The organism is Nonomuraea sp. NPDC048882, assembly GCF_040649755.1.
Lineage (GTDB): Bacteria > Actinomycetota > Actinomycetes > Streptosporangiales > Streptosporangiaceae > Nonomuraea > Nonomuraea maheshkhaliensis.
Window position 1 is genome coordinate 298,785 of the sequence record NZ_JBEZGB010000002.1, and the last position, 17,574, is coordinate 316,358.

Consider the following 17,574-nt stretch of genomic DNA (forward strand, 5'->3'; position numbering starts at 1 on the left):
AGTGTGCACGTCTTCGATCAGGACGGCGTCACCCTGCTGGCTATCTTGAGCGGTATGCCGCCGGACGAGGGAACAGTGCACGATCTCATCCAGGCAGCTCTGGGCGACACCGATCCCGACGGTCCCCTGCGCTGGCACGTGATCTCCTTGCTGCGCCAGCGCGGTGACCTGGAGTCCTTCATCGAGGCACGGCGGTTGTGCGCCGCGGACAGCGTCGCCGAGCGGCTGCTCGGCGTGGACATCATGGGCATGTTGCGGCCCTTCGCGGACCGTACGCTGCCGGTGCTGCGCTATCTGGCCGCCAGCGAGGACGACGCGATGGTGCTCTACTCGGTGCTGATCGCGTTCGGGCATCTGGCCGATCCGCGCTCGCTGCCGTCGGTGATCGACCTCGCGGGCCATCGGGACGCCAGGGTCAGGTACGGGGCCGCGTACGCGCTGCAGCACGTGCTGGGCGAGCCGCCCGACCGGGCCGGGCTGGAGACGCTGCGGGCGCTGGCCTGCGACAGCGACGCCGACGTGGCCGGCTGGGCCGCGCTCGGGGTGGCGCTGCGATCGGCCCGCTGATCAGCCCCGTGCTGCGAGGGCGACCACTTCCGGCGGCAGGTCCTCGACCTGGTCGGGGTCCCAGGGCTGTTCGAGCCCGCCCTCCCGCAGCACCGTGTCGAGCAGCATCGCGGTGAACCCCCACACCAGCATGCCGCGCACCCGGAACGCCGGCCCCGCCGTGCCCCTCGGATGCCGGAGGGTGACGCGGTTGGCCGGATCGACCAGCTCGGCGATCGGCACCCGCTCGACGGAGTCGACCTCGTCGGGCGAGGCGGCGTGCACGGCCGACGGCTCGCGCCACCAGGCGATCACGGGGGTGACCCGGTTGTCGCTGTGGGTCAGGTAGAGCTCGGGCATCGTGCACAGCACGCGCACCCCGCCCGGATCGGCCCCGGTCTCCTCCTCGGTCTCCCGCAGCGCCGCCTCGACGGGCCCCGCGTCCTCGGGATCGACGCCGCCGCCGGGGAAGGCCGGCTGGCCGGCGTGCCTGCGCCCGCGCGTGCTGCGCTGGATCAGCAGCACGTCGGGCCCGTTGGGACCGTCGCCGAACAGCATCAGCACCGCCGCGGAGCGCCCGCGCCCGGCTGGTGGCCGGAGGATGCGGGGCACGTGGATCCGCTGCGCTTGCGCCGCCAGGGTCTCCAGCCAGTCGGGCACTTGAGTCACGAAACCTCCAACACGCGGGGCCCCCGATGACTTCCCGCGTTCAGGAGAAGGGGCCGGGTCTGACAAGTTTCTCCGCCTGGGCGGCCGACGTGGGGCCGGTCCCGTACGAGGGGCAGAGCGCGGCCAGCGGGCACACGCCGCACGCGGGCCTGCGGGCGTGGCAGATGCGGCGGCCGTGCCAGATCACCCGGTGGGAGAAGATCGTCCACTCGCGCTTGGGCAGCAGCTCGGCCACGACGTGCTCGATCTTGACCGGGTCGGTCTCCTCGGTCCAGCCGAAGCGGCGCACGAGCCGCTGGAAGTGGGTGTCGACGGTCAGCCCCGGCACGCCGAAGGCGTTGCCGAGCACCACGTTGGCCGTCTTGCGGCCCACGCCCGGCAGCGTGACCAGGTCTTTCAGCTTGCCGGGGACCTCGCCTCCGTAACGCTCGCAGACGGCCTGGGCCATGCCGATGATGCTGTTGGTCTTCGCGCGGAAGAAGCCGGTCGAGCGGATGATCTCTTCCATCTCCGAACGGTCGGCGGCCGCATAGTCCTCCACCGTGGGATATTTCGCGAAGAGGGTGGGGGTGACCATGTTGACCCGCTTGTCCGTGCACTGCGCGGACAGGATGGTCGCGATCAGCAACTCCAGCGGGGTGCTGAAGTCGAGCTCGCAGTGGGCGTCAGGGTAGGTCTCCGCCAGGATGCGGTTCATCTTGCGCGCGCGCCGCACCAGTGCGAGCTGGGTCTCCGGCTTGCGCCCCGCCGCGTTCGTCGCCATGCGGCAAGAGTAGAAGCTTTGGCCGGCCGTTGAACCCAGGACAACCTCGGCGGCGTACAACCTGACGCGTGAAAGGGGGTCGGCCGTGGGCGATCAGGGAGCGACGCTGGCGGAGTTCGTCAGGACCGGTGGGCCGCTGAGCGGCCAGGCGCTGCACCGGCTGGCCGTGAGCTGTGTGGCGGCCATGGCCAAGCTGCACGCCCACGGCACCGCTGGGCTGCGGCTCAGCCCCGAGAGCGTGGCGCTCGGCACGCGCGGGCAGGTGCTCATCGGCTGGCGGACCGGCGACGACGGCGACGACGGTGGCGACGGTGGCGACGACCTGCGCGAGGCGCGGGACGTACGCGACTGGGCCGACCTGGTGGTCTTCGCCGCGACCGGCGCCGAGCACGGCGACACCGCCGCGCTGACGCCCGCGCTGCGCATCGCGGTCGAGCGCTGCCGCCACCCCGACCCCGCCTCCCGCCCGAAGTCAGTGGACGTGCTGCGCGTGCTGCTCAGCCGCACGATGTCCGCGGCGGTGGCCTCGGTGGACGGCCTGCTGCGCACCGCCGGCTGAGACCGCCGCGTACCGCCGGATGAGACGGTCACGCGCCGCCGGTTGAGACGGTTCGGTGCCGGTCACAGAACGGGCACGGCCATCCTGTACGTTTCCCCCGGGACGCCACGCACCGGGCATGCCGTGAACACTCCGGCATTCCCATAACCTGTGTGTGCCGCCCGGAGTGGGGTGAGTCACAATGGCAGCAGAGGAGGCAGAGTGAACACCGAAGATGTGCTGGGCAAGGCCCCCCTGTTCGCCGCGCTGGACCGCGAGAGCGCCGCGGCGCTGCGGACGAGCATCACCGAGGTCCAGCTGTCCAAGGGGCAGACGCTCTTCCACGAGAACGAGACGGGCGACCGCCTCTACGTCGTGCTGGAAGGCAAGATCAAGCTCTCCCGCACCTCCCCGGACGGGCGCGAAAACCTGCTGAGCGTGCTGGGGCCGAGCGAGATGTTCGGCGAGCTGTCGCTGTTCGACCCGCGGCCGCGTACGGCGACGGCGACGGCGCTGACCGAGGTGCGCCTGGCCGGTCTCGGCCACGACGACCTGCGGCCCTGGCTGACCGGCCGGCCCGAGGTGGCGCTCCACCTGCTGCGCGCGCTCGCGCAGCGGCTGCGGCGCACCAACGACGTGCTGGCCGACCTGGTCTTCACCGACGTGCCTGGACGGGTGGCCAAGCAGCTGCTCGACCTGGCCGAGCGGTTCGGCACCAAGACCGACGACGGCACGCGGGTCCACCACGACCTGACCCAGGAGGAGCTGGCGCAGCTCGTCGGCGCCTCGCGGGAGACGGTCAACAAGGCGCTGGCCGACTTCGCGCAGCGCGGCTGGCTGCGCATCGAGGCCAAGGCCGTGGTGATCCTCGACATCGACCGGCTCTACAACCGGTCCAGATAGTCGAGCTGGGCCGCCACCGACATCTCGGCGGCGGGCCAGAGCGAGCGGTCGACGTCGGCGTACACGATCTTGACGATCTGGCGCGGCGTCTTCGCTCCCTGCTGCCTGGCCGCCCTGATCTGGTCGAGCCGCTGCCGCCGGTGCGCGATGTAGCCGTCGAGCGCGCCGATCGGGTCGGGCAGCACCGGGCCGTGTCCCGGCAGCAGCGCCCGCGCGTCCAGGCTCTCGGCCACCGCCCTCAGCCGGTCGAGGCTGCGCAGATAGTCGGCCAGGCCGCCGTCGCGGGCGATGATCGTGGTGCCCCTGCCGAGGATCGTGTCGCCGGTCAGCATCGCCCGGTCCGCGGGCAGCCAGAAGCACAGCGAGTCGAACGAGTGGCCAGGGGTGCCGTACACGTGGAGCTCCAGACCGGCCACGGTCACCACGTCGCCGTCGGCGAGCCCTTCGTCGCCCAGCCGGTGGCGCGGGTCGAGGGCGCGCACGGGCGCGCCGACCAGCTCCGCGAAGCGCTTGGCGCCGCCGCTGTGGTCGAAATGGCCGTGGGTGAGCAGGATCTGGGTCACCCGGCGCTCCCCCAGGTGCCCGGCCACGCGGCGCAGGTGCGACTCGTCCTCGGGGCCCGGGTCCACGACGATCACCTCGTCGCCGGCCCCGATCACCCAGGTGTTGGTGCCGTCGAGCGTCATCACCGACGGGTTGGGGGCGAGCAGGTTCTCGGCGTGCGTCGTACGGGATCCGTCGGGCGTGTCGATCGGGATGTGCAGCCCGCTCACTTGAACCCCCTGATCATCGTGTCACCAGCCGCATCTCGCCTTCGATCTCCACGGCCCGTGGCATGATCGTCTCGATCTCCCGGTGCTCGGCCAGCACGCCGGCCACGCCGTCGTACGCGCTCAGCTCGCTCAGCGTCGTGTACGTCGGCGGCATCAGGAAGATCTCCCCCTTGTGCGCCAGCTCGATCGCCGCGCCTGGCCGCTGCCAGACCACCTGGTCGGCCTCGCCGCCCACGTCGCGCGTGCGCTGGCCCTCGGGCAGCACGGCGACGAAGAAGCGGGTGTCGAAGCGCCGTTGCTCGATCTCGGGCGTGATCCAGTGGGCCCACGGCTTGAGCAGGTCGGATCTGAGCACCAGGCCGCGCCGGGCGAGGAACTCGGCGAAGGCGAGGCTACGGTCGATCAGCGCCAGCCGGTCGGCCTCCCAGTCGTCCCCGGTGGTGTCGGCCACCACGGAGCCGGGCCCGGGGCCCGCCAGGAGCACGCCCGACTCCTCGAACGTCTCGCGTACGGCCGCGCACACGAGCCCCCTGGCCAGCCGCTCGTCGGCGCGGAAACGCTCACCCCACTCGGCCGGGGACGGCCCGGCCCAGGCCACGGCCTGGTCGGTGTCGCGGGCGTCGACGGAGCCGCCGGGGAAGACGTACGCGCCCGCGGCGAAGGCCATCGTGGCCTTGCGCCGCAGCAGGTAGACCTCCGGCCCCGGGCGCAGGAGCACCACCGTGGCGGCGTCCCGCGCCGGCACCGGCTGAACCCGCCCGGCCAGGACGTCCCGAGCCCGGGCGGCTAGCTCGGCTGGAAGCGGCAATCCAGTCACATGACCTCCTCCTAGAACATCACTCGGTCATGGTGACATATGCCCACTTAGCCGACTTCGGCGATCAGCTCCACCTCGACCGGCGCGTCGAGCGGGAGCGCGGCCACCCCCACCGCGCTGCGCGCGTGCTTGCCCTGATCACCGAAGACCTCGGCGAGCAGGTCGCTGGCCCCGTTGGCGACCTGGGGCTGCTCGGTGAAGTCGGGCGCGCTGGCCACGAAGACCACGACCTTGACGATCCGCCGTACCTTCGACAGGTCACCCAGCTCGCCCTTCAGCGCCGCCAGCGCGTTGAGCACGCAGATGCGGGCCTGCGCCCTGCCCTCGTCGACACCCAGGTCGACGCCGAGCTTGCCGGTCTGGTGCAGCTTGCCCTCCAGCATCGGCACCTGGCCGGAGGTGTAGACGAGGTCGCCCGTACGGACGGTGGGCAGGTAGGAGCCCACCGGCTTGACCGGCTCGGGCAGCGTGAGCCCCAGCTCCTGGATCTTCTGCTCGGGCGTCACTGCTTCTCCCTCTTGAAGTAGGCGACGAGCTGCTCGGGCGTGGCGCCCTGGACGATCTGGACCAGTTCCCAGCCGTCGGCCCCGAAGTTGTCGAGAATCATCTTCGTGTTGTGGATCAGCACGGGGGCCGTGAGGTACTCCCATTTCTTCATGGGGATCAGATTAGTGTGAGCAATCTCAAAGGATGGTCGTCGGCTTACGACAAGTGACCGTTCGGTAGCCTCGAGACGTGGACTCTCCGGACACGGACTGGACCGACGTACGACTCCACGTCGTCACCGGCAAGGGCGGCACCGGCAAGACGACCGTGGCCGCCGCGCTCGCTCTCGCCCTCGCCTCGGGCGGCCGCAAGGTGCTGCTCGTCGAGGTGGAGGGCCGGCAGGGCATCGCGCAGATCTTCGATCTGCCGCCGCTCCCGTACGAGGAGCGCAAGATCGCGGTCGCACCCTCGGGCGGCGACGTCTACGCGCTGGCCATCGATCCAGAAGAGGCCATGCTCGAATACATGGAGATGTTCTACGGGATGCGCAGGGCCGGGCGGGCGCTGACCAAGATGGGCATCGTCGACTTCGCCACCACCGTGGCCCCCGGCTTCCGCGACGTGCTCGTGACGGGCAAGACCACCGAGGCGGTGCGCAGGCGCGGCAGGAACGGCCGCAGGATCTACGACGCGGTCGTGCTCGACGCGCCGCCCACCGGCCGCATCACGCGCTTTCTGAACGTCACCCAGGAGGTGGCGGGCCTGGCCAGGGTCGGGCCGATCAAGAACCACTCCGACCTGGTCAGCGGCGTGGTCAAGTCACCCGAGACGGCCGTGCACTTCGTCACCCTCCTGGAGGAGATGCCGGTCCAGGAGACGCTCGACGGCCTGGCCGAACTGCACGCCGCGGGCCTGCCTGCCGGAGGCGTCTTCATCAACATGGTGCGCGAGTCACTGCTGCCGAAGGCGACTCTTGACACGGCTGTCAAGGGCGGATTCGACGCCGGAGAGCTCGCGCTCGGGCTCAAGGCGAGCGGCGTGGCCGACGGCGCGCAGGCCACCGCGCTGGCCGAGGCGCTCGCCGAGGAGGTGGTCGAGCACGCCCGCCGCACCGAGCTGGAGCGCGCCGAGCGCGAGACGCTGGCCGGGGCCGGGCTGAAGAGCTACGAGCTGCCCCTGCTCGCCGACGGCGTCGACCTGGCCGGCCTGTACGAGCTCGCCGAGAGCATGCGCACCCAGGGAGCAGCGTGAAGAAGCCCGCCAGACTCGACGTCGACGCGATCCTCGACGACCCCGGCACCAGGATCATCGTCTGCTGCGGCGCCGGCGGGGTGGGCAAGACCACGACCGCCGCGGCGCTCGGCCTGCGGGCCGCGGAACGCGGCAGATGCGCGGTCGTGCTGACCGTCGACCCGGCCAGACGGCTGGCGCAGTCGATGGGGCTGACCGAGCTGGACAACACCCCGCGCCTGGTCAGCTCGCCCGAGGGCGACGGCCAGCTCTACGCCATGATGCTTGACATGAAGCGCACGTTCGACGAGATCATCGAGGCGCACGCCGACCCTGAGCGGGCCAGGCAGATCCTGTCGAACCCCTTCTACCAGTCCCTGTCCTCCAGCTTCAGCGGCACGCAGGAGTACATGGCGATGGAGAAGCTCGGCCAGCTCCGCCGCTCGGACGAGTGGGACCTGATCATCGTCGACACGCCGCCCTCGCGCTCGGCGCTCGACTTCCTCGACGCGCCCGAGCGGCTGGGGCGCTTCCTCGACGGCCGGTTCATCAAGCTGCTGACCGCTCCGGCCAAGGCCGGAGGGCGCAGTGCGTTCCGGCTGCTCAACGCCGGGTTCGGGTTGATGGCCGGGGCGATGACCAAATTGCTCGGCGCCCAGGTGATCAAGGACCTGCAGACGTTCGTGTCCGCGCTCGACGCCGTGTTCGGTGGGTTCAGGCAGCGGGCCGAGATGACGTACCGGCTGCTCCAGGCGCCGGGCACGGCCTTCGTGGTGGTGGCCGCGCCCGAGCGCGATGCGATGCGCGAGGCGTCCTACTTCGTCGAGCGCCTGGCCGAGGAGCGCATGCCCCTGGCTGGCCTGGTGGTCAACCGGGTGCACGAATCTCCCGCCCCGACGCTCTCGGCGGCCCGCAGCGCCGCCGCCGCGGAGGACCTTGAGTCGAGGGGCGAGCACGAGCTCACCGCCGCCGTGCTGCGGCTGCACGCCGGGCGGATGCAACTCGCCGCTCGTGAGAGCCGCGAGCAGGAGCATTTCGTCTCGGCTCACCCCACGGTGCCCGTGGTCCAGGTTCGCGCCATGTCCGAGGACGTCCACGACCTGTCGGGTCTACGACAGATCGGGACTCTGCTGGCGACCGCATAGAAGTACGGCCGGCGTGCGGCGCCGGCCGTACAACGGTCGCCGGGCTGGGGTCAGCCCGCGATCAGCTCGTTGGTTCGTTCGTACTCTTCCTTGGCGGACTCGAGCAACTCGCGCCACGAGTCCACGTCAGGTCGCCGTCGAAGCAGCGCACGTCGTTCCCGTTCGGTCATACCGCCCCACACCCCGAACTCGATGCGATTGTCCAGTGCATCGGCGAGGCATTCGGTACGAACCGGGCAACCCCGGCAGATGAGCTTGGCTCTGTTCTGCGCGGCGCCCTGCACGAACAGGGCATCCGGATCCGCACCCTTACAGGCGGCACGGGAGGTCCAATCCGTGATCCACATTGTTCGACCCCACTCCCCTTAGGTGGTCAGTCGTCATTTGGGGCCGACGGGCGCGGGCGCCGAGCCTCCGTATTCAGTTGCCGCAGGGAGAACGTACGCAACTAGACGTTCGGGCCGACAGACCCCAGAGGACCAATTTCTCGCAGCAGTCTTGACCGGGAATGACTAGTCACCCCCGTCAGTCAAGGCGAAATGGTGTCGTGCTACCGGATAGGTCAGTCTTTCGACGTACCCTTGGTACCGTGCAAGCGCAGCGCAAAGATCGCTCTAACCCCGTACTCAACGTCCTGCGGCTCGTCATCGCCGGGGCCGCCGCGGGGGTACTCGCTGCCGCAGTGGCTCTGCCGGCGATCGGCGGAGCGGGCATGTCCACGAAGACCGCGGTCGAAGGGCTCAACCTCAAGCCCGAAAACCTCGACGAACCTCCTCTGCCCGAGCGCACCGAACTGTACGACGCCGATGGCAAGCAGATTGCGCAGTTCTACTTCGAGAACCGGCAGGTCGTCCGCCTCGACCAGGTCGCCCCGATCATGCAGACCGCGCTGATCGCGATCGAGGACTTCCGTTTCTACCAGCACGGGCCGATCGATGTGGAGGGAACGGCCAGAGCGCTCGTGAAAAACCTCACGAGCGGCGGCGTGATGCAGGGTGGCTCGTCGATCACCCAGCAGTACGTCAAGCAGGTGCTGGTCAACGCGGCCGAGACGCCCGAGGAGCAGGCCGCGGCCATCGCCCCCACGGTGTCGCGCAAGCTGAGCGAGCTGCGTTACGCGATGGCGATAGAGAAGAAGTACACCAAGAACCAGATTCTTGAGAAATATCTGAACATCGCCTACTTCGGCGCGGGCGCCCACGGGGTGCAGGCGGCGGCCAAGCGCTTCTTCGACAAGCCCGCCTCCAAGCTCAACCTGGTCGAGGCCGCCACCCTCGCCGGCGCGGTGCAGAACCCGGCGAGGACCGACCCCAACGTCGGCGCCGACGCCCGCAAGCGGCTGCTGGAGCGGCGCAACCTCGTCCTGGACCGGATGGCCGAGATCGGCAAGATCACCGTCCAGGAGGCCGCCGCGGCCAAGGCGAAGAAGCTGGGCTGGAAGGACGTCAAGGTCCCCGGCGGCTGCGAGGCCAGCAAATATCCGTACTTCTGCCTCTACGTCCAGTACGAGATCCTCAACAACGAGGACTTCGGCAAGAACCAGGAAGAGCGCAGGAAGCTGCTCCAGCGCGGCGGCCTGAGGATCAAGACCACGCTCGACCGCGACATGCAGGCCGCCGCCGAGCAGGCGATCAAGAAGTACGTCAGCTCCAAGGACAAGCCCGTGGCCTCGCAGGCCATGGTCGTCCCCGGCACCGGCGAGATCAAGGCGATGGCCGCCTCGCGCAAGTTCGGCCGCAGCAAGAAGAAGAACGAGATGAGCTACAACATCGTCGCCGACGGGGCGCACGGTGGCGGCCGCGGGTTCCAGCAGGGTTCGACGGCCAAGGTCTACACGCTTGCCGCGGCCCTGGAGGAGGGCCTCAAGTACGGTGACGGCTTCCCGGCGCCGTCCGGCTACAAGGCCGGCTCCTACAGCTCGTTCAAGAACTGCAAGGGCCAGAACGTCGGCGACCCCAGTCACACCGTGCGCAACTCCAGCGAGGGCGGCGGCGGCTTCAAGACCCTGGAGAGCGGCACCTGGGGCTCGGTCAACACCTTCTTCGTCAAGCTGCAGCAGAAGGTCGGGCTCTGCGACGTGGTCAAGATGGCCAAGAAGCTCGGCGTCAAGCGAGCCGACGGCCAGAAGCTGCAGGAGGTCGAGACGTTCACGCTCGGCGTCAACGAGGTCGACCCCGTCACGATCGCCAGCTCCTACGCGGTCTTCGCCTCGCGCGGCCAGTACTGCAGGCCGCTGGCCATCACCGAGATCAAGGACCGGGACGGCAAGGCCAAGCAGTACAAGCCGAAGTGCTCCCAGGTGCTGGAGGAGGAGGTCGCCGACGCGGTCAACGGCATCCTGTCCGGCGTCTTCACCAAGGGCACCATGTCCGACGTCGGCGGCATCGGGCGCGACGCGGCCGGCAAGACCGGCACGACCGACGACTACATGTCGGCCTGGTTCTCCGGCTACACCCCCAACCTGGCCTCCGCCGTCAGCCTGGGCGACCCGCGCGGCACCTCGGCCCACAAGCTGATCGGGATCACCATCGGCGGCCAGTACTACCCGTACGTGTACGGCTCGTCCATCTCCGGGCGCATCTGGAAAGACTCCATGATCAAGGCACTCAAGGGGGTCGAGGCGGCCGACTTCGCCTCGGTGGACCGGTCGCGATTCGGCGGCTGCACCGACAACTGCGCGCCCAAGCCGCCCAAGAAGAAGAAGGACGGCGACGGGCCGCGCGACCCGTTCGACATCTTCGACTTCGGCAACGGCGACAGGGACGGGCCGCGCGACGGGCGCGGCCCCGACCGCTTCGACGACGGCCCCGGCCGCGGTCGCGGCGGGGACGCCGGCCCGGTGGCCCCGCTCGGGGACACGGCCCCGATCACACCGGTCCGCTGAAGCCGCTGAGTCCTCCGCCCACGGCGTGGGAGGAGGACTCGACCTGGCGATGACCAGGAGCGCCCCACAGGCCCGCAGAGAAGCCCTCAGCCCCTCGGGCGGGGCCGGGCGTGGTGTGCCTCGGGTCAGCCGGCGGCCAGTTTCGCCCGCACCGCCGCCGCCACCCGGCCACCCTCGGCCCGCCCGGCGACCTTCGGGTTGACGACCTTCATGACCTGCCCCATGGCTTGCGGCCCCGAGGCCCCGGTCTCGGCGACGGCCGCCTCGACCAGCGCGGCCAGCTCCTCGTCGGAGAGCTGCGCCGGCAGGTACTCCTCCAGCACCGCCTGCTCGTCCAGCTCCGCCTGAGCCTGCTCGGCCCGCCCCGCGTTGCCGAACGCCTCCGCCGCCTCGCGCCGCTTCTTCGCCTCCTTGGTCAGGACCTTGACGACCTCGTCGTCGGTCAGCTCGCGGGCCTGCTTGCCGGCGACCTCCTCGACGTTCACCGCGGCGAGTGCCATCCTGATCGTCCGGAGGCGTACCTCGTCCCGGCTCTTCAGCGAGGCCGTCAGATCGGCCTTCAGCTTGTCCTTCAATGCGCTCATGCGCTCCATCTTGCCGTCTGCGCGGACCACCAGGTCGCCTCGCGCCGGATCTCGGGCATCATGAGTACGTGAGGAAAGCCGTCGCACTGCCCCTGTCCCTGCTCGGGCTCGGCCTGGCCGGGCTGGGCTACGCCTCCGTGGTGGAGCGCAACTGGTTCCGTCTGCGCCGTTTCGACGTGCCCGTGCTGGAGCGCGGTCAGCGGCCCGTACGCGTCCTCCACCTGTCCGACCTGCACCTGACGCCACGCCGGACGATGCTGATCAACTGGGTCCGGTCGCTGGGCGCCCTGGAGCCCGACCTGGTCGTCAACACCGGCGACTCCCTGGCGCACCCGGAGGCCGTGCCCTCGCTCCTGCACGCCCTGGAGCCCCTGCTATCGCGCCCCGGCCTGTTCGTCTACGGCAGCAACGACCTCTACGCCCCGCAGCCGAAGAACCCGGCCCGCTACCTGTGGCGCACCTCCAAGAACGACCGCCGCCAGCACGTGCCCAACCTGCCCTGGGAGGAGCTCGGGGCGGGCATGGCGGCCGAGGGCTGGCTCGACATGAACAACACCACGGCCCGCATCAAGGTCGGCGACCTCGACGTGGCCGTGGCGGGCATCCACGACTCCCACATCAACCGCGACCGCTACGACCTCGTGGCCGGCCCGGCCCCCGCCGACGCGGACCTGCGGCTCGGCGTCATGCACTCGCCCGAGCCCCGCAACATGACCCGCTTCGCCGCCGACGGCTACCAGCTCCTGCTCGCCGGCCACACGCACGGGGGCCAGCTCTGCATCCCGTTCTACGGCGCCCTGGTCACCAACTGCGGCATCGACCGCGCCCGGGTCAAGGGCCTGAGCCACCACGACTCGGCCTGGCTCCACGTCTCGGCCGGCCTCGGCACCTCCCCGTACGCCCCGGCCCGCTTCGCCTGCTTCCCGGAGGCGACCCTGCTGACCCTCGTACCGCGGCGATAAAGGCGGTCACAACCACCTTGGAAGTCCGCTAGACTTTTCCAAGCACGCGCAGCACGGCGTGCACCGGGGTGTAGCGCAGCTTGGCAGCGCGCTTCGTTCGGGACGAAGAGGTCGTGGGTTCAAATCCCGCCACCCCGACAGTTGTATCGCAGGTCAAGGGCCTGGTTCTCATGATCGAGAACCAGGTCCTTGATCGTTTTACCGTCATATGACCGTCCATATGAACGCCGCCCATGGGCGCTAACGGGTTCACACGGGTTTCAGGGGGCACCGTGATCCCTGCGCTATGCGGGCGGCCAGCAGAGGCAGGTTCAAACGAAGGCCCTTGCCCGGCAGACGCCCCGCTAACGCGGCGGAGTCGTCGAGACGCCTCAGTTGTTGAGCATTGCTTCCAGGACAAGCGACAGTGACGGTTGCGAGGTAGGGCTGACCGGCCGTGCTCGGAGCAAGGTCGCTCGTCACCGCGGTGCGTGGGCTGTCAAGAACGCACCGAGGCAAGGTGCCTGAGGAGCAGCTTGCTCGTGATGTCAGAGGCCTCTTCGGGAATGAAGTGCCCGATGCCCTTGAGGTTCTCCAGCCGATATGGTCCGGTGACCCAATTCTTCGTCGCTTGCACTCCCGACGGCGCGACCATCGGATCCTTCGTGCTCGCTATGAAGAGCGTCGGCACCGAAACCCGCTGCTCGTAGCCCTCGAAATCATTGGCCCGATACCAGTTCAGAGCGGCGGTCAAGGCACCCGGCCGGGAAAGCCGTCGGAAGTACTTCGCGCACTTCGCCGGGTCAACGCCCGGCAGCTTGAGCGGCCCTGAGGCGAGCATCATGTCCTCGGGGCCCGGGGCGGGCTGCCGGAAGTTGTCCATGTACTTGGAAGCCTCCTGCTGCACAGGATCCGTTCGTAGTGCTTCGGCGAACGCGCCGAGATGCGGCACAGAAACAGCGGTCAGCGAACGCACCCGCCGCGCGTACTTCGCTGCGGCGACCCATGCAACCGCAGCGCCCCAGTCGTGCCCGACAAGGTCGAACCTGCGCCAGCCCAGAGCATCAGCCATCGCCCGAACGTCCCGAACCGCATAGTCCAGCCGATATGCCTCGATCTCGGCAGGCCGTACACCTGGCGAATAGCCCCGCTGGTCAGGAGCTACCGCTCGATAACCACGCGCAGCGAGTGCCCGTATCTGGTGCTCCCACTCGATGCCGGCCTCGGGAAAGCCGTGGAGCAAGAGCACTTTCCGGCCGCGTTGCGGACCCGCGGCGACAGCATCGAAGGTGCCGGCTGCAGTGCGAATCCGTAACGGTGTGATCCGAGGAAGCTCTGCGGCACGTGCCGTACCTGAGATGCCAACGGATGCCAAACCAGCGGCAGCGCCGGCGGTCAATCGGACGAAGTCGCGCCGAGAGTGAAAGATCGACATGTGTTCAGCCTGTCAGACGGCCCAGATGCCGAAGATGAGGACTCCTGCCATCTTCTAGGTAGTGCCAGCCCTACTATCGGGGGGTTGGCGTGAGATGGCCGTCGTGATCGCCACCGCCATCACCGCCGACGGCCACCGCGAAGTGCTCCGCCTGGCCGTCTGCGACAGCGAGGACAAGGCGTTCTGGACCGAGTTCCTGCGCTCCCTGCGCGCCCGCCGCCTGCACGGGGTGCGACTGGTCATCTCCGACGCCCACACCGGCCTGATCTCCGCGAGCCTCGACGACGCTCATACCACTGGAAGCTTCGGTCGAAACCCATAGCCATGACCCCAGTGGGTGGTCAAGAGGTTGCTTTGAGGTACCAGAAGTCCACCTGAGCGAGTGCTTCGACGGACGTTCCCGGGGCGATGGTGCCGTACCCGCTTCCATGGACCCACTTTCCGACCAGGCGGGGAATGTAGCGGCTGGACAGGTTGGTCGCCTCGAAGATGAGGCGGCATGGCTTTTCCGCGCGCCACAGCGTTCGGGCGAAGGTGGCCATGATCTTCTCGGCGTGCGTCGCGGAGGCTTTTGTGCTGCTCGCCAGACCGTAGAAATAGATCAGGATTTCGTTGGCGGTGGCGGCCTGTTCTTCGAGGCTCGCGCGGAATTCCGGGGAGAGCCAGTCGCAGGCGGCCAGGCCAGACATGAACAATCCGATGCAGACCAGCCGGCCCTGCTCGAATGTCACCAAGGTTTGGGTTTCGCGGTGGAAGATGGCCGCGTTGAAGGTGGACTGTGACTCCTCCATGGAGATGGGATGATGCTTGCCCAGCCAGTCGAAGCGCTCGCCGTAAAGCGCCCACAGTTGCTCTGCCAGGTGCGGATCGGCGCGTAATGAGGTGGCGTCGAGGATTGTGGCGTTCGCCTCTGCCGGGGCGCGGGGGGTCGGGTCCCTGTGGAGCGCTGCCGAGTAGGCGATCAGAGAGGCGGCGCTGCCCCGGGCGCGTGGGTCTGGGAAATCGCAGGCGACGGCTCCAGGGAAGTGTTCCGTCAGTTCCTTCTTCAGGTGATCCGTGTCGCGATGGTCGTTCTCCACGAGCACGGCGTACTCGGTGGGTAGCGTCCCTTTCCGTTGTCGCTGGAGATATGCGGGTGGTAGCGACAGGAGAAAGGTGTTCTTCTGGGCGGTCAGCTCTCGTGTGCGGCCTGCGTCGTAACCGGTTGCGTACTCGATCGGGCAAAGGGCCGGCACCAACTGGTCGGCCACCGGGACGAGAATCGTTCGGGCGTCCTGGAGCGCCGCCGCATACTGCGCTTCGGCCAGCAGGCCCAGTCTTCGAAAGCCGGTGTTCTCCCGGTCACAAAGGGTGCGATAGAACGGGAAGTTGGTCATGCGACCACCCTGCCACGGGACGTGGTGAATCGTTCGTGGGCACCCACACCGCGCTGTATCGTGCGAAAATTGATGTCGCGGGGCGCGAACGTGGTTTTCGGTTATCTCGCTAGCGGCGACGCGGCAGAGGGGCCTGCCGCCTGTGTTCGCGCTATTCGCCGATCTTCTTGGCGTACAACGTGATGAGCGTGTCTGTGCTCACCCTCCGGCCGGCAGCGGGTGACTGCTCGGTCACGACCCAGTTGCGGTCGAACACCTGCAGCCGGTTCCGCCCGGTGGCGTCCTTGTCGTTGAGGACGTAGAAGCCCGCCGCCTGCAGCGTGTCCTGGCCCTTTTGCAGGTTCATGCCGACCACGTCGGGCAGCTTTTTCTTCGTTGCCACACTCTCGTTTGCGGTGTCTTGCCGCTTGGGCGTGCCGGTTTCGTCGTCGCTGGTCCTTGAGGGCGGTTGGACGGTCGCGGTGACGGTCACGACAGGTGCGGCCGGCGCAGTGGCGCTGCCGCACGCGGTCAGGCAGGCGGTCACGAGGACAGGGGGAGCCAGGCGCTTGAGCAACGTGTACTCCTGTGGCTGAGAGCGGGAGGTGACGGAGATGAGACGTCCCACTCTGTGATCAGGTTGTCACGCATTGCTGTCCTGCTGTCGCGACTCGCGATATGTCCCCTTCGACGGGCGTCCGGGCGGGCTCAGGCGTCGGTGACCCAGTTCATGTGCTCGATCCAGAGGTCGAACATGGCCCGGTCGCCCTGGATGTCCAGGGTCGAAGCCGCCGGCGCGCGGCGGCGGCTGAGGACCAGGAGGAGGTCGGTGGCCGGGCCGGTCACCACGACGTCCGCGTCCGCGTGGGTGCGCTCCAGTGCGACCTCGTCCGGCTCGCGGCGGGCCGTCCACTCGCCGGACGCGTCGGTCGCGTGGAAGTGCAAGGTCTGGCCGTTGCCGCGGAGCGCGTCGGCGAAGGCGGGCCGGTTCTCCCAGTAGCCGCGGGATGTCATCGTGGCCAGCCAGTCCTCGGTGGCCGCGACTGCGAGGTCCGGGGCCAGGTCGTACCGCTGGCCGAGGGTCGCGGCCGCATCCGCGCGGTGCACGCACGCCTCGCCGAACAGCCGGCGTGACCAGAACGGCACGCCCGCGGCGGCGCCCGACGGATCCCACACCGGCGTGTCGTCGGTGACGGAGGCGAAGGCGCGCTCCGCTTCTGCCGCCCCTTCGGTCAGCCAGGTGCGCCACTGGCTCGAATCTGCCGGGGCCGGGATGTAGCGGGCGTAGGCGCTGTCCGGCTCGGACAGTTGCTCGCCGACGAGCATGGCCACCATGCGCTGTACGGCGCCGACGTGGTCGACCAGGTCGGCCAGGGTCCACTTCGGACAGGTCGGCACCGGGGCCGTCGCATCCCTGCCGTCCACCCAGTCGGCGAACGTCCTCGTCTGCTCGGCAACGGCCTGCACATACGCGGATGTGTCCATCTGCACCTCCCGGACGCGGGGTTCTGTGCAGTGATACTTCCCTATGAGCTTCTCGGAGGGCCAGGGCAGCTATGAGGGCATTCGCCGGACATTTTCACCTTGGCTCACCTCGACATCGTGCTCCGAGAAGAGCTCAAGGAGGTCGTCCAGGACGATCTTCGGGTTCCAGTACCGCAGGTCGTGGGTGGGCCGGTCGTAGCCGGGGACGAGATTCCGGCTGGCCACGTCGTGGCCGGCCGCGAGGCCGAGCAGCAGCCATCGCGCGCCCGGATCCGTGATCATGGGGTTATGATGCCGCTTTCCCATGCCCAGGCGGCGATGTCGACGCGGTTGCGGGTGCCGAGTTTGTTCTGGATGCCGGCGATGTGGTTTTTCACGGTGCCGGGGGAGATGAACAGGATGGTGGCGATCTCGGCGTTGGTGTGACCGCGGGCTACCAGCCGGGTGATCTGCAGTTCGCGGTCGGTGAGGCGGGCCGTTCCCGTACGGGCCGGTCGGGGTGGCGGCGTGGTGAGGTGGCGCAGGAGTCGTACGGTGACCTGCGGGCTGATCAGGGTGTCGCCGGACATCGCGGCGCGCACGGCTTCGGTCAGCAGGGCCGGGCCCGAGCGTTTGAGCAGGAATCCGCAGGCGCCGTTGCGTAGTGCGGTGTGTACGTACTCGTCGAGGTCGAACGTGGTGACGACCACGACGCGGATGGGGTCGGGGACGTTCGGGCCGGCGAGCAGGCGGGTGACTTCGAGCCCGTCGAGGCCGGGCATGCGGATGTCGGCGAGCACGACGTCCGGGCGCAGGTGACGGGCCTGCTCCACGGCGGCGGTGCCGGTGGCGGCCTCGGCGATGACGGTCATGTCGGGTTGGCTGTCGAGGATGATGCGGAAGGCGTGGCGGATGCTCTCCTGGTCGTCCGCGAGAAGGATGCGGGTCGGGCCCTTGGTCACACCCTTGGGCGGGTTGTTCGTCGGGTTGCTGGTCGTCCGTTGATCCGTGGCGTGATCGGGCTCGCCGCTGGTCATGCGC

At 69.0% G+C, this 17,574-nt stretch carries 21 protein-coding genes, 1 tRNA gene and 1 pseudogene; 9 read left to right on the forward strand and 14 right to left on the reverse strand.

Features of this window, described 5'->3' with window-relative positions; genetic code table 11:
• Positions 1–54 precede the first annotated feature (54 nt).
• The gene (locus tag AB0C27_RS06525) at positions 55–567 is read left to right on the forward strand and encodes a hypothetical protein (RefSeq protein WP_357838819.1); all 513 of its coding nucleotides are present in this window, start codon (positions 55–57) and stop codon (positions 565–567) included.
• Here AB0C27_RS06525 and AB0C27_RS06530 read toward each other — a convergent pair whose 3' ends face one another.
• Positions 568–1,215: a CoA pyrophosphatase gene (locus AB0C27_RS06530; RefSeq protein ID WP_357838822.1), complete on the reverse strand. Its 648-nt coding sequence runs from the start codon at positions 1,213–1,215 to the stop codon at positions 568–570.
• 40 nt (positions 1,216–1,255) lie between these two features.
• Positions 1,256–1,978 (reverse strand): endonuclease III, encoded by a 723-nt coding sequence (gene nth, locus AB0C27_RS06535; protein ID WP_346107238.1) that lies wholly within the window; start codon positions 1,976–1,978, stop codon positions 1,256–1,258.
• 85 nt (positions 1,979–2,063) lie between these two features.
• Here nth and AB0C27_RS06540 point away from each other — a divergent pair, with 85 nt between their 5' ends.
• Both AB0C27_RS06540 and AB0C27_RS06545 read left to right on the forward strand, forming a co-directional pair.
• On the forward strand, positions 2,064–2,537 hold the full coding sequence (locus AB0C27_RS06540) for a hypothetical protein (RefSeq protein WP_357838826.1): 474 nt from the start codon (positions 2,064–2,066) through the stop codon (positions 2,535–2,537).
• 246 nt (positions 2,538–2,783) lie between these two features.
• Complete coding sequence (locus AB0C27_RS06545) at positions 2,784–3,419, forward strand: Crp/Fnr family transcriptional regulator (protein WP_326645726.1); 636 nt, start codon at positions 2,784–2,786, stop codon at positions 3,417–3,419.
• On the opposite strand, the gene AB0C27_RS06550 is transcribed toward AB0C27_RS06545, so the two are convergent.
• The 4 genes from AB0C27_RS06550 to AB0C27_RS06565 are packed head-to-tail and all read right to left on the reverse strand — an operon-like array spanning position 3,401 to position 5,667.
• Positions 3,401–4,192, reverse strand: a complete 792-nt coding sequence (locus tag AB0C27_RS06550) for an MBL fold metallo-hydrolase (protein WP_357838829.1) — start codon at positions 4,190–4,192, stop codon at positions 3,401–3,403. The two genes, AB0C27_RS06545 and AB0C27_RS06550, sit on opposite strands and share 19 nt — an antisense overlap.
• A gap of 13 nt (positions 4,193–4,205) precedes the next feature.
• A complete protein-coding gene (locus AB0C27_RS06555) occupies positions 4,206–5,000 on the reverse strand; it encodes an NUDIX hydrolase (protein ID WP_357840640.1) in 795 nt (264 codons plus the stop codon).
• Positions 5,001–5,056: 56 nt separating this feature from the next.
• The gene (locus tag AB0C27_RS06560) at positions 5,057–5,515 is read right to left on the reverse strand and encodes a RidA family protein (RefSeq protein WP_357838831.1); all 459 of its coding nucleotides are present in this window, start codon (positions 5,513–5,515) and stop codon (positions 5,057–5,059) included.
• Complete coding sequence (locus tag AB0C27_RS06565) at positions 5,512–5,667, reverse strand: DUF4177 domain-containing protein (RefSeq protein ID WP_148438127.1); 156 nt, start codon at positions 5,665–5,667, stop codon at positions 5,512–5,514. Before AB0C27_RS06565 ends, AB0C27_RS06560 begins: the two co-directional genes overlap by 4 nt.
• 77 nt (positions 5,668–5,744) lie before the next feature.
• On the opposite strand from AB0C27_RS06565, the gene AB0C27_RS06570 reads away from it, so the two are divergent.
• Both AB0C27_RS06570 and AB0C27_RS06575 read left to right on the forward strand, forming a co-directional pair.
• Positions 5,745–6,746: an ArsA-related P-loop ATPase gene (locus tag AB0C27_RS06570; RefSeq protein WP_357838834.1), complete on the forward strand. Its 1,002-nt coding sequence runs from the start codon at positions 5,745–5,747 to the stop codon at positions 6,744–6,746.
• Positions 6,743–7,870 (forward strand): ArsA family ATPase, encoded by a 1,128-nt coding sequence (locus AB0C27_RS06575; protein ID WP_357838837.1) that lies wholly within the window; start codon positions 6,743–6,745, stop codon positions 7,868–7,870. Before AB0C27_RS06570 ends, AB0C27_RS06575 begins: the two co-directional genes overlap by 4 nt.
• A gap of 50 nt (positions 7,871–7,920) precedes the next feature.
• On the opposite strand, the gene AB0C27_RS06580 is transcribed toward AB0C27_RS06575, so the two are convergent.
• Positions 7,921–8,217, reverse strand: a complete 297-nt coding sequence (locus tag AB0C27_RS06580; protein ID WP_020542548.1) for a WhiB family transcriptional regulator — start codon at positions 8,215–8,217, stop codon at positions 7,921–7,923.
• A gap of 365 nt (positions 8,218–8,582) precedes the next feature.
• Between AB0C27_RS06580 and AB0C27_RS06585 the strand changes: the two genes are divergently transcribed.
• Complete coding sequence (locus tag AB0C27_RS06585; RefSeq protein ID WP_357838840.1) at positions 8,583–10,754, forward strand: transglycosylase domain-containing protein; 2,172 nt, start codon at positions 8,583–8,585, stop codon at positions 10,752–10,754.
• A gap of 125 nt (positions 10,755–10,879) precedes the next feature.
• Here AB0C27_RS06585 and AB0C27_RS06590 read toward each other — a convergent pair whose 3' ends face one another.
• Positions 10,880–11,338, reverse strand: coding sequence for a GatB/YqeY domain-containing protein (locus AB0C27_RS06590; RefSeq protein WP_357838842.1), 459 nt, complete (start codon positions 11,336–11,338; stop codon positions 10,880–10,882).
• Between the two features lie 68 nt (positions 11,339–11,406).
• Between AB0C27_RS06590 and AB0C27_RS06595 the strand changes: the two genes are divergently transcribed.
• Positions 11,407–12,300, forward strand: coding sequence for a metallophosphoesterase (locus AB0C27_RS06595; RefSeq protein WP_357838845.1), 894 nt, complete (start codon positions 11,407–11,409; stop codon positions 12,298–12,300).
• A gap of 64 nt (positions 12,301–12,364) precedes the next feature.
• Positions 12,365–12,438: transfer RNA gene (locus tag AB0C27_RS06600), tRNA-Pro, on the forward strand.
• 340 nt (positions 12,439–12,778) lie between these two features.
• Here AB0C27_RS06600 and AB0C27_RS06605 read toward each other — a convergent pair.
• On the reverse strand, positions 12,779–13,714 hold the full coding sequence (locus AB0C27_RS06605) for an alpha/beta hydrolase (protein WP_357838847.1): 936 nt from the start codon (positions 13,712–13,714) through the stop codon (positions 12,779–12,781).
• Positions 13,715–13,811: 97 nt separating this feature from the next.
• On the opposite strand from AB0C27_RS06605, the pseudogene AB0C27_RS06610 reads away from it, so the two are divergent.
• Positions 13,812–13,988: pseudogene (locus AB0C27_RS06610) on the forward strand (transposase); the annotation flags it as partial.
• A gap of 67 nt (positions 13,989–14,055) precedes the next feature.
• Here the strand turns inward: AB0C27_RS06610 and AB0C27_RS06615 are convergent.
• From AB0C27_RS06615 to AB0C27_RS06635, 5 genes are all read right to left on the reverse strand, one after another.
• Positions 14,056–15,090 carry a hypothetical protein gene (locus AB0C27_RS06615; RefSeq protein ID WP_357838850.1) on the reverse strand — a complete coding sequence of 345 codons (1,035 nt, stop codon included), beginning with the start codon at positions 15,088–15,090 and terminating at the stop codon, positions 14,056–14,058.
• Between the two features lie 151 nt (positions 15,091–15,241).
• Positions 15,242–15,646 carry a PASTA domain-containing protein gene (locus AB0C27_RS06620; RefSeq protein ID WP_357838853.1) on the reverse strand — a complete coding sequence of 135 codons (405 nt, stop codon included), beginning with the start codon at positions 15,644–15,646 and terminating at the stop codon, positions 15,242–15,244.
• A 131-nt stretch (positions 15,647–15,777) separates the two neighbouring features.
• Entirely contained in the window at positions 15,778–16,554 is a 777-nt protein-coding gene (locus AB0C27_RS06625) for a maleylpyruvate isomerase family mycothiol-dependent enzyme (protein ID WP_357838856.1), read from the reverse strand.
• A 69-nt stretch (positions 16,555–16,623) separates the two neighbouring features.
• Complete coding sequence (locus AB0C27_RS06630) at positions 16,624–16,836, reverse strand: hypothetical protein (RefSeq protein WP_357838859.1); 213 nt, start codon at positions 16,834–16,836, stop codon at positions 16,624–16,626.
• Positions 16,833–17,570 carry a response regulator transcription factor gene (locus tag AB0C27_RS06635; RefSeq protein ID WP_357838862.1) on the reverse strand — a complete coding sequence of 246 codons (738 nt, stop codon included), beginning with the start codon at positions 17,568–17,570 and terminating at the stop codon, positions 16,833–16,835. Before AB0C27_RS06635 ends, AB0C27_RS06630 begins: the two co-directional genes overlap by 4 nt.
• Between the last annotated feature and the right edge of the window lie 4 nt (positions 17,571–17,574).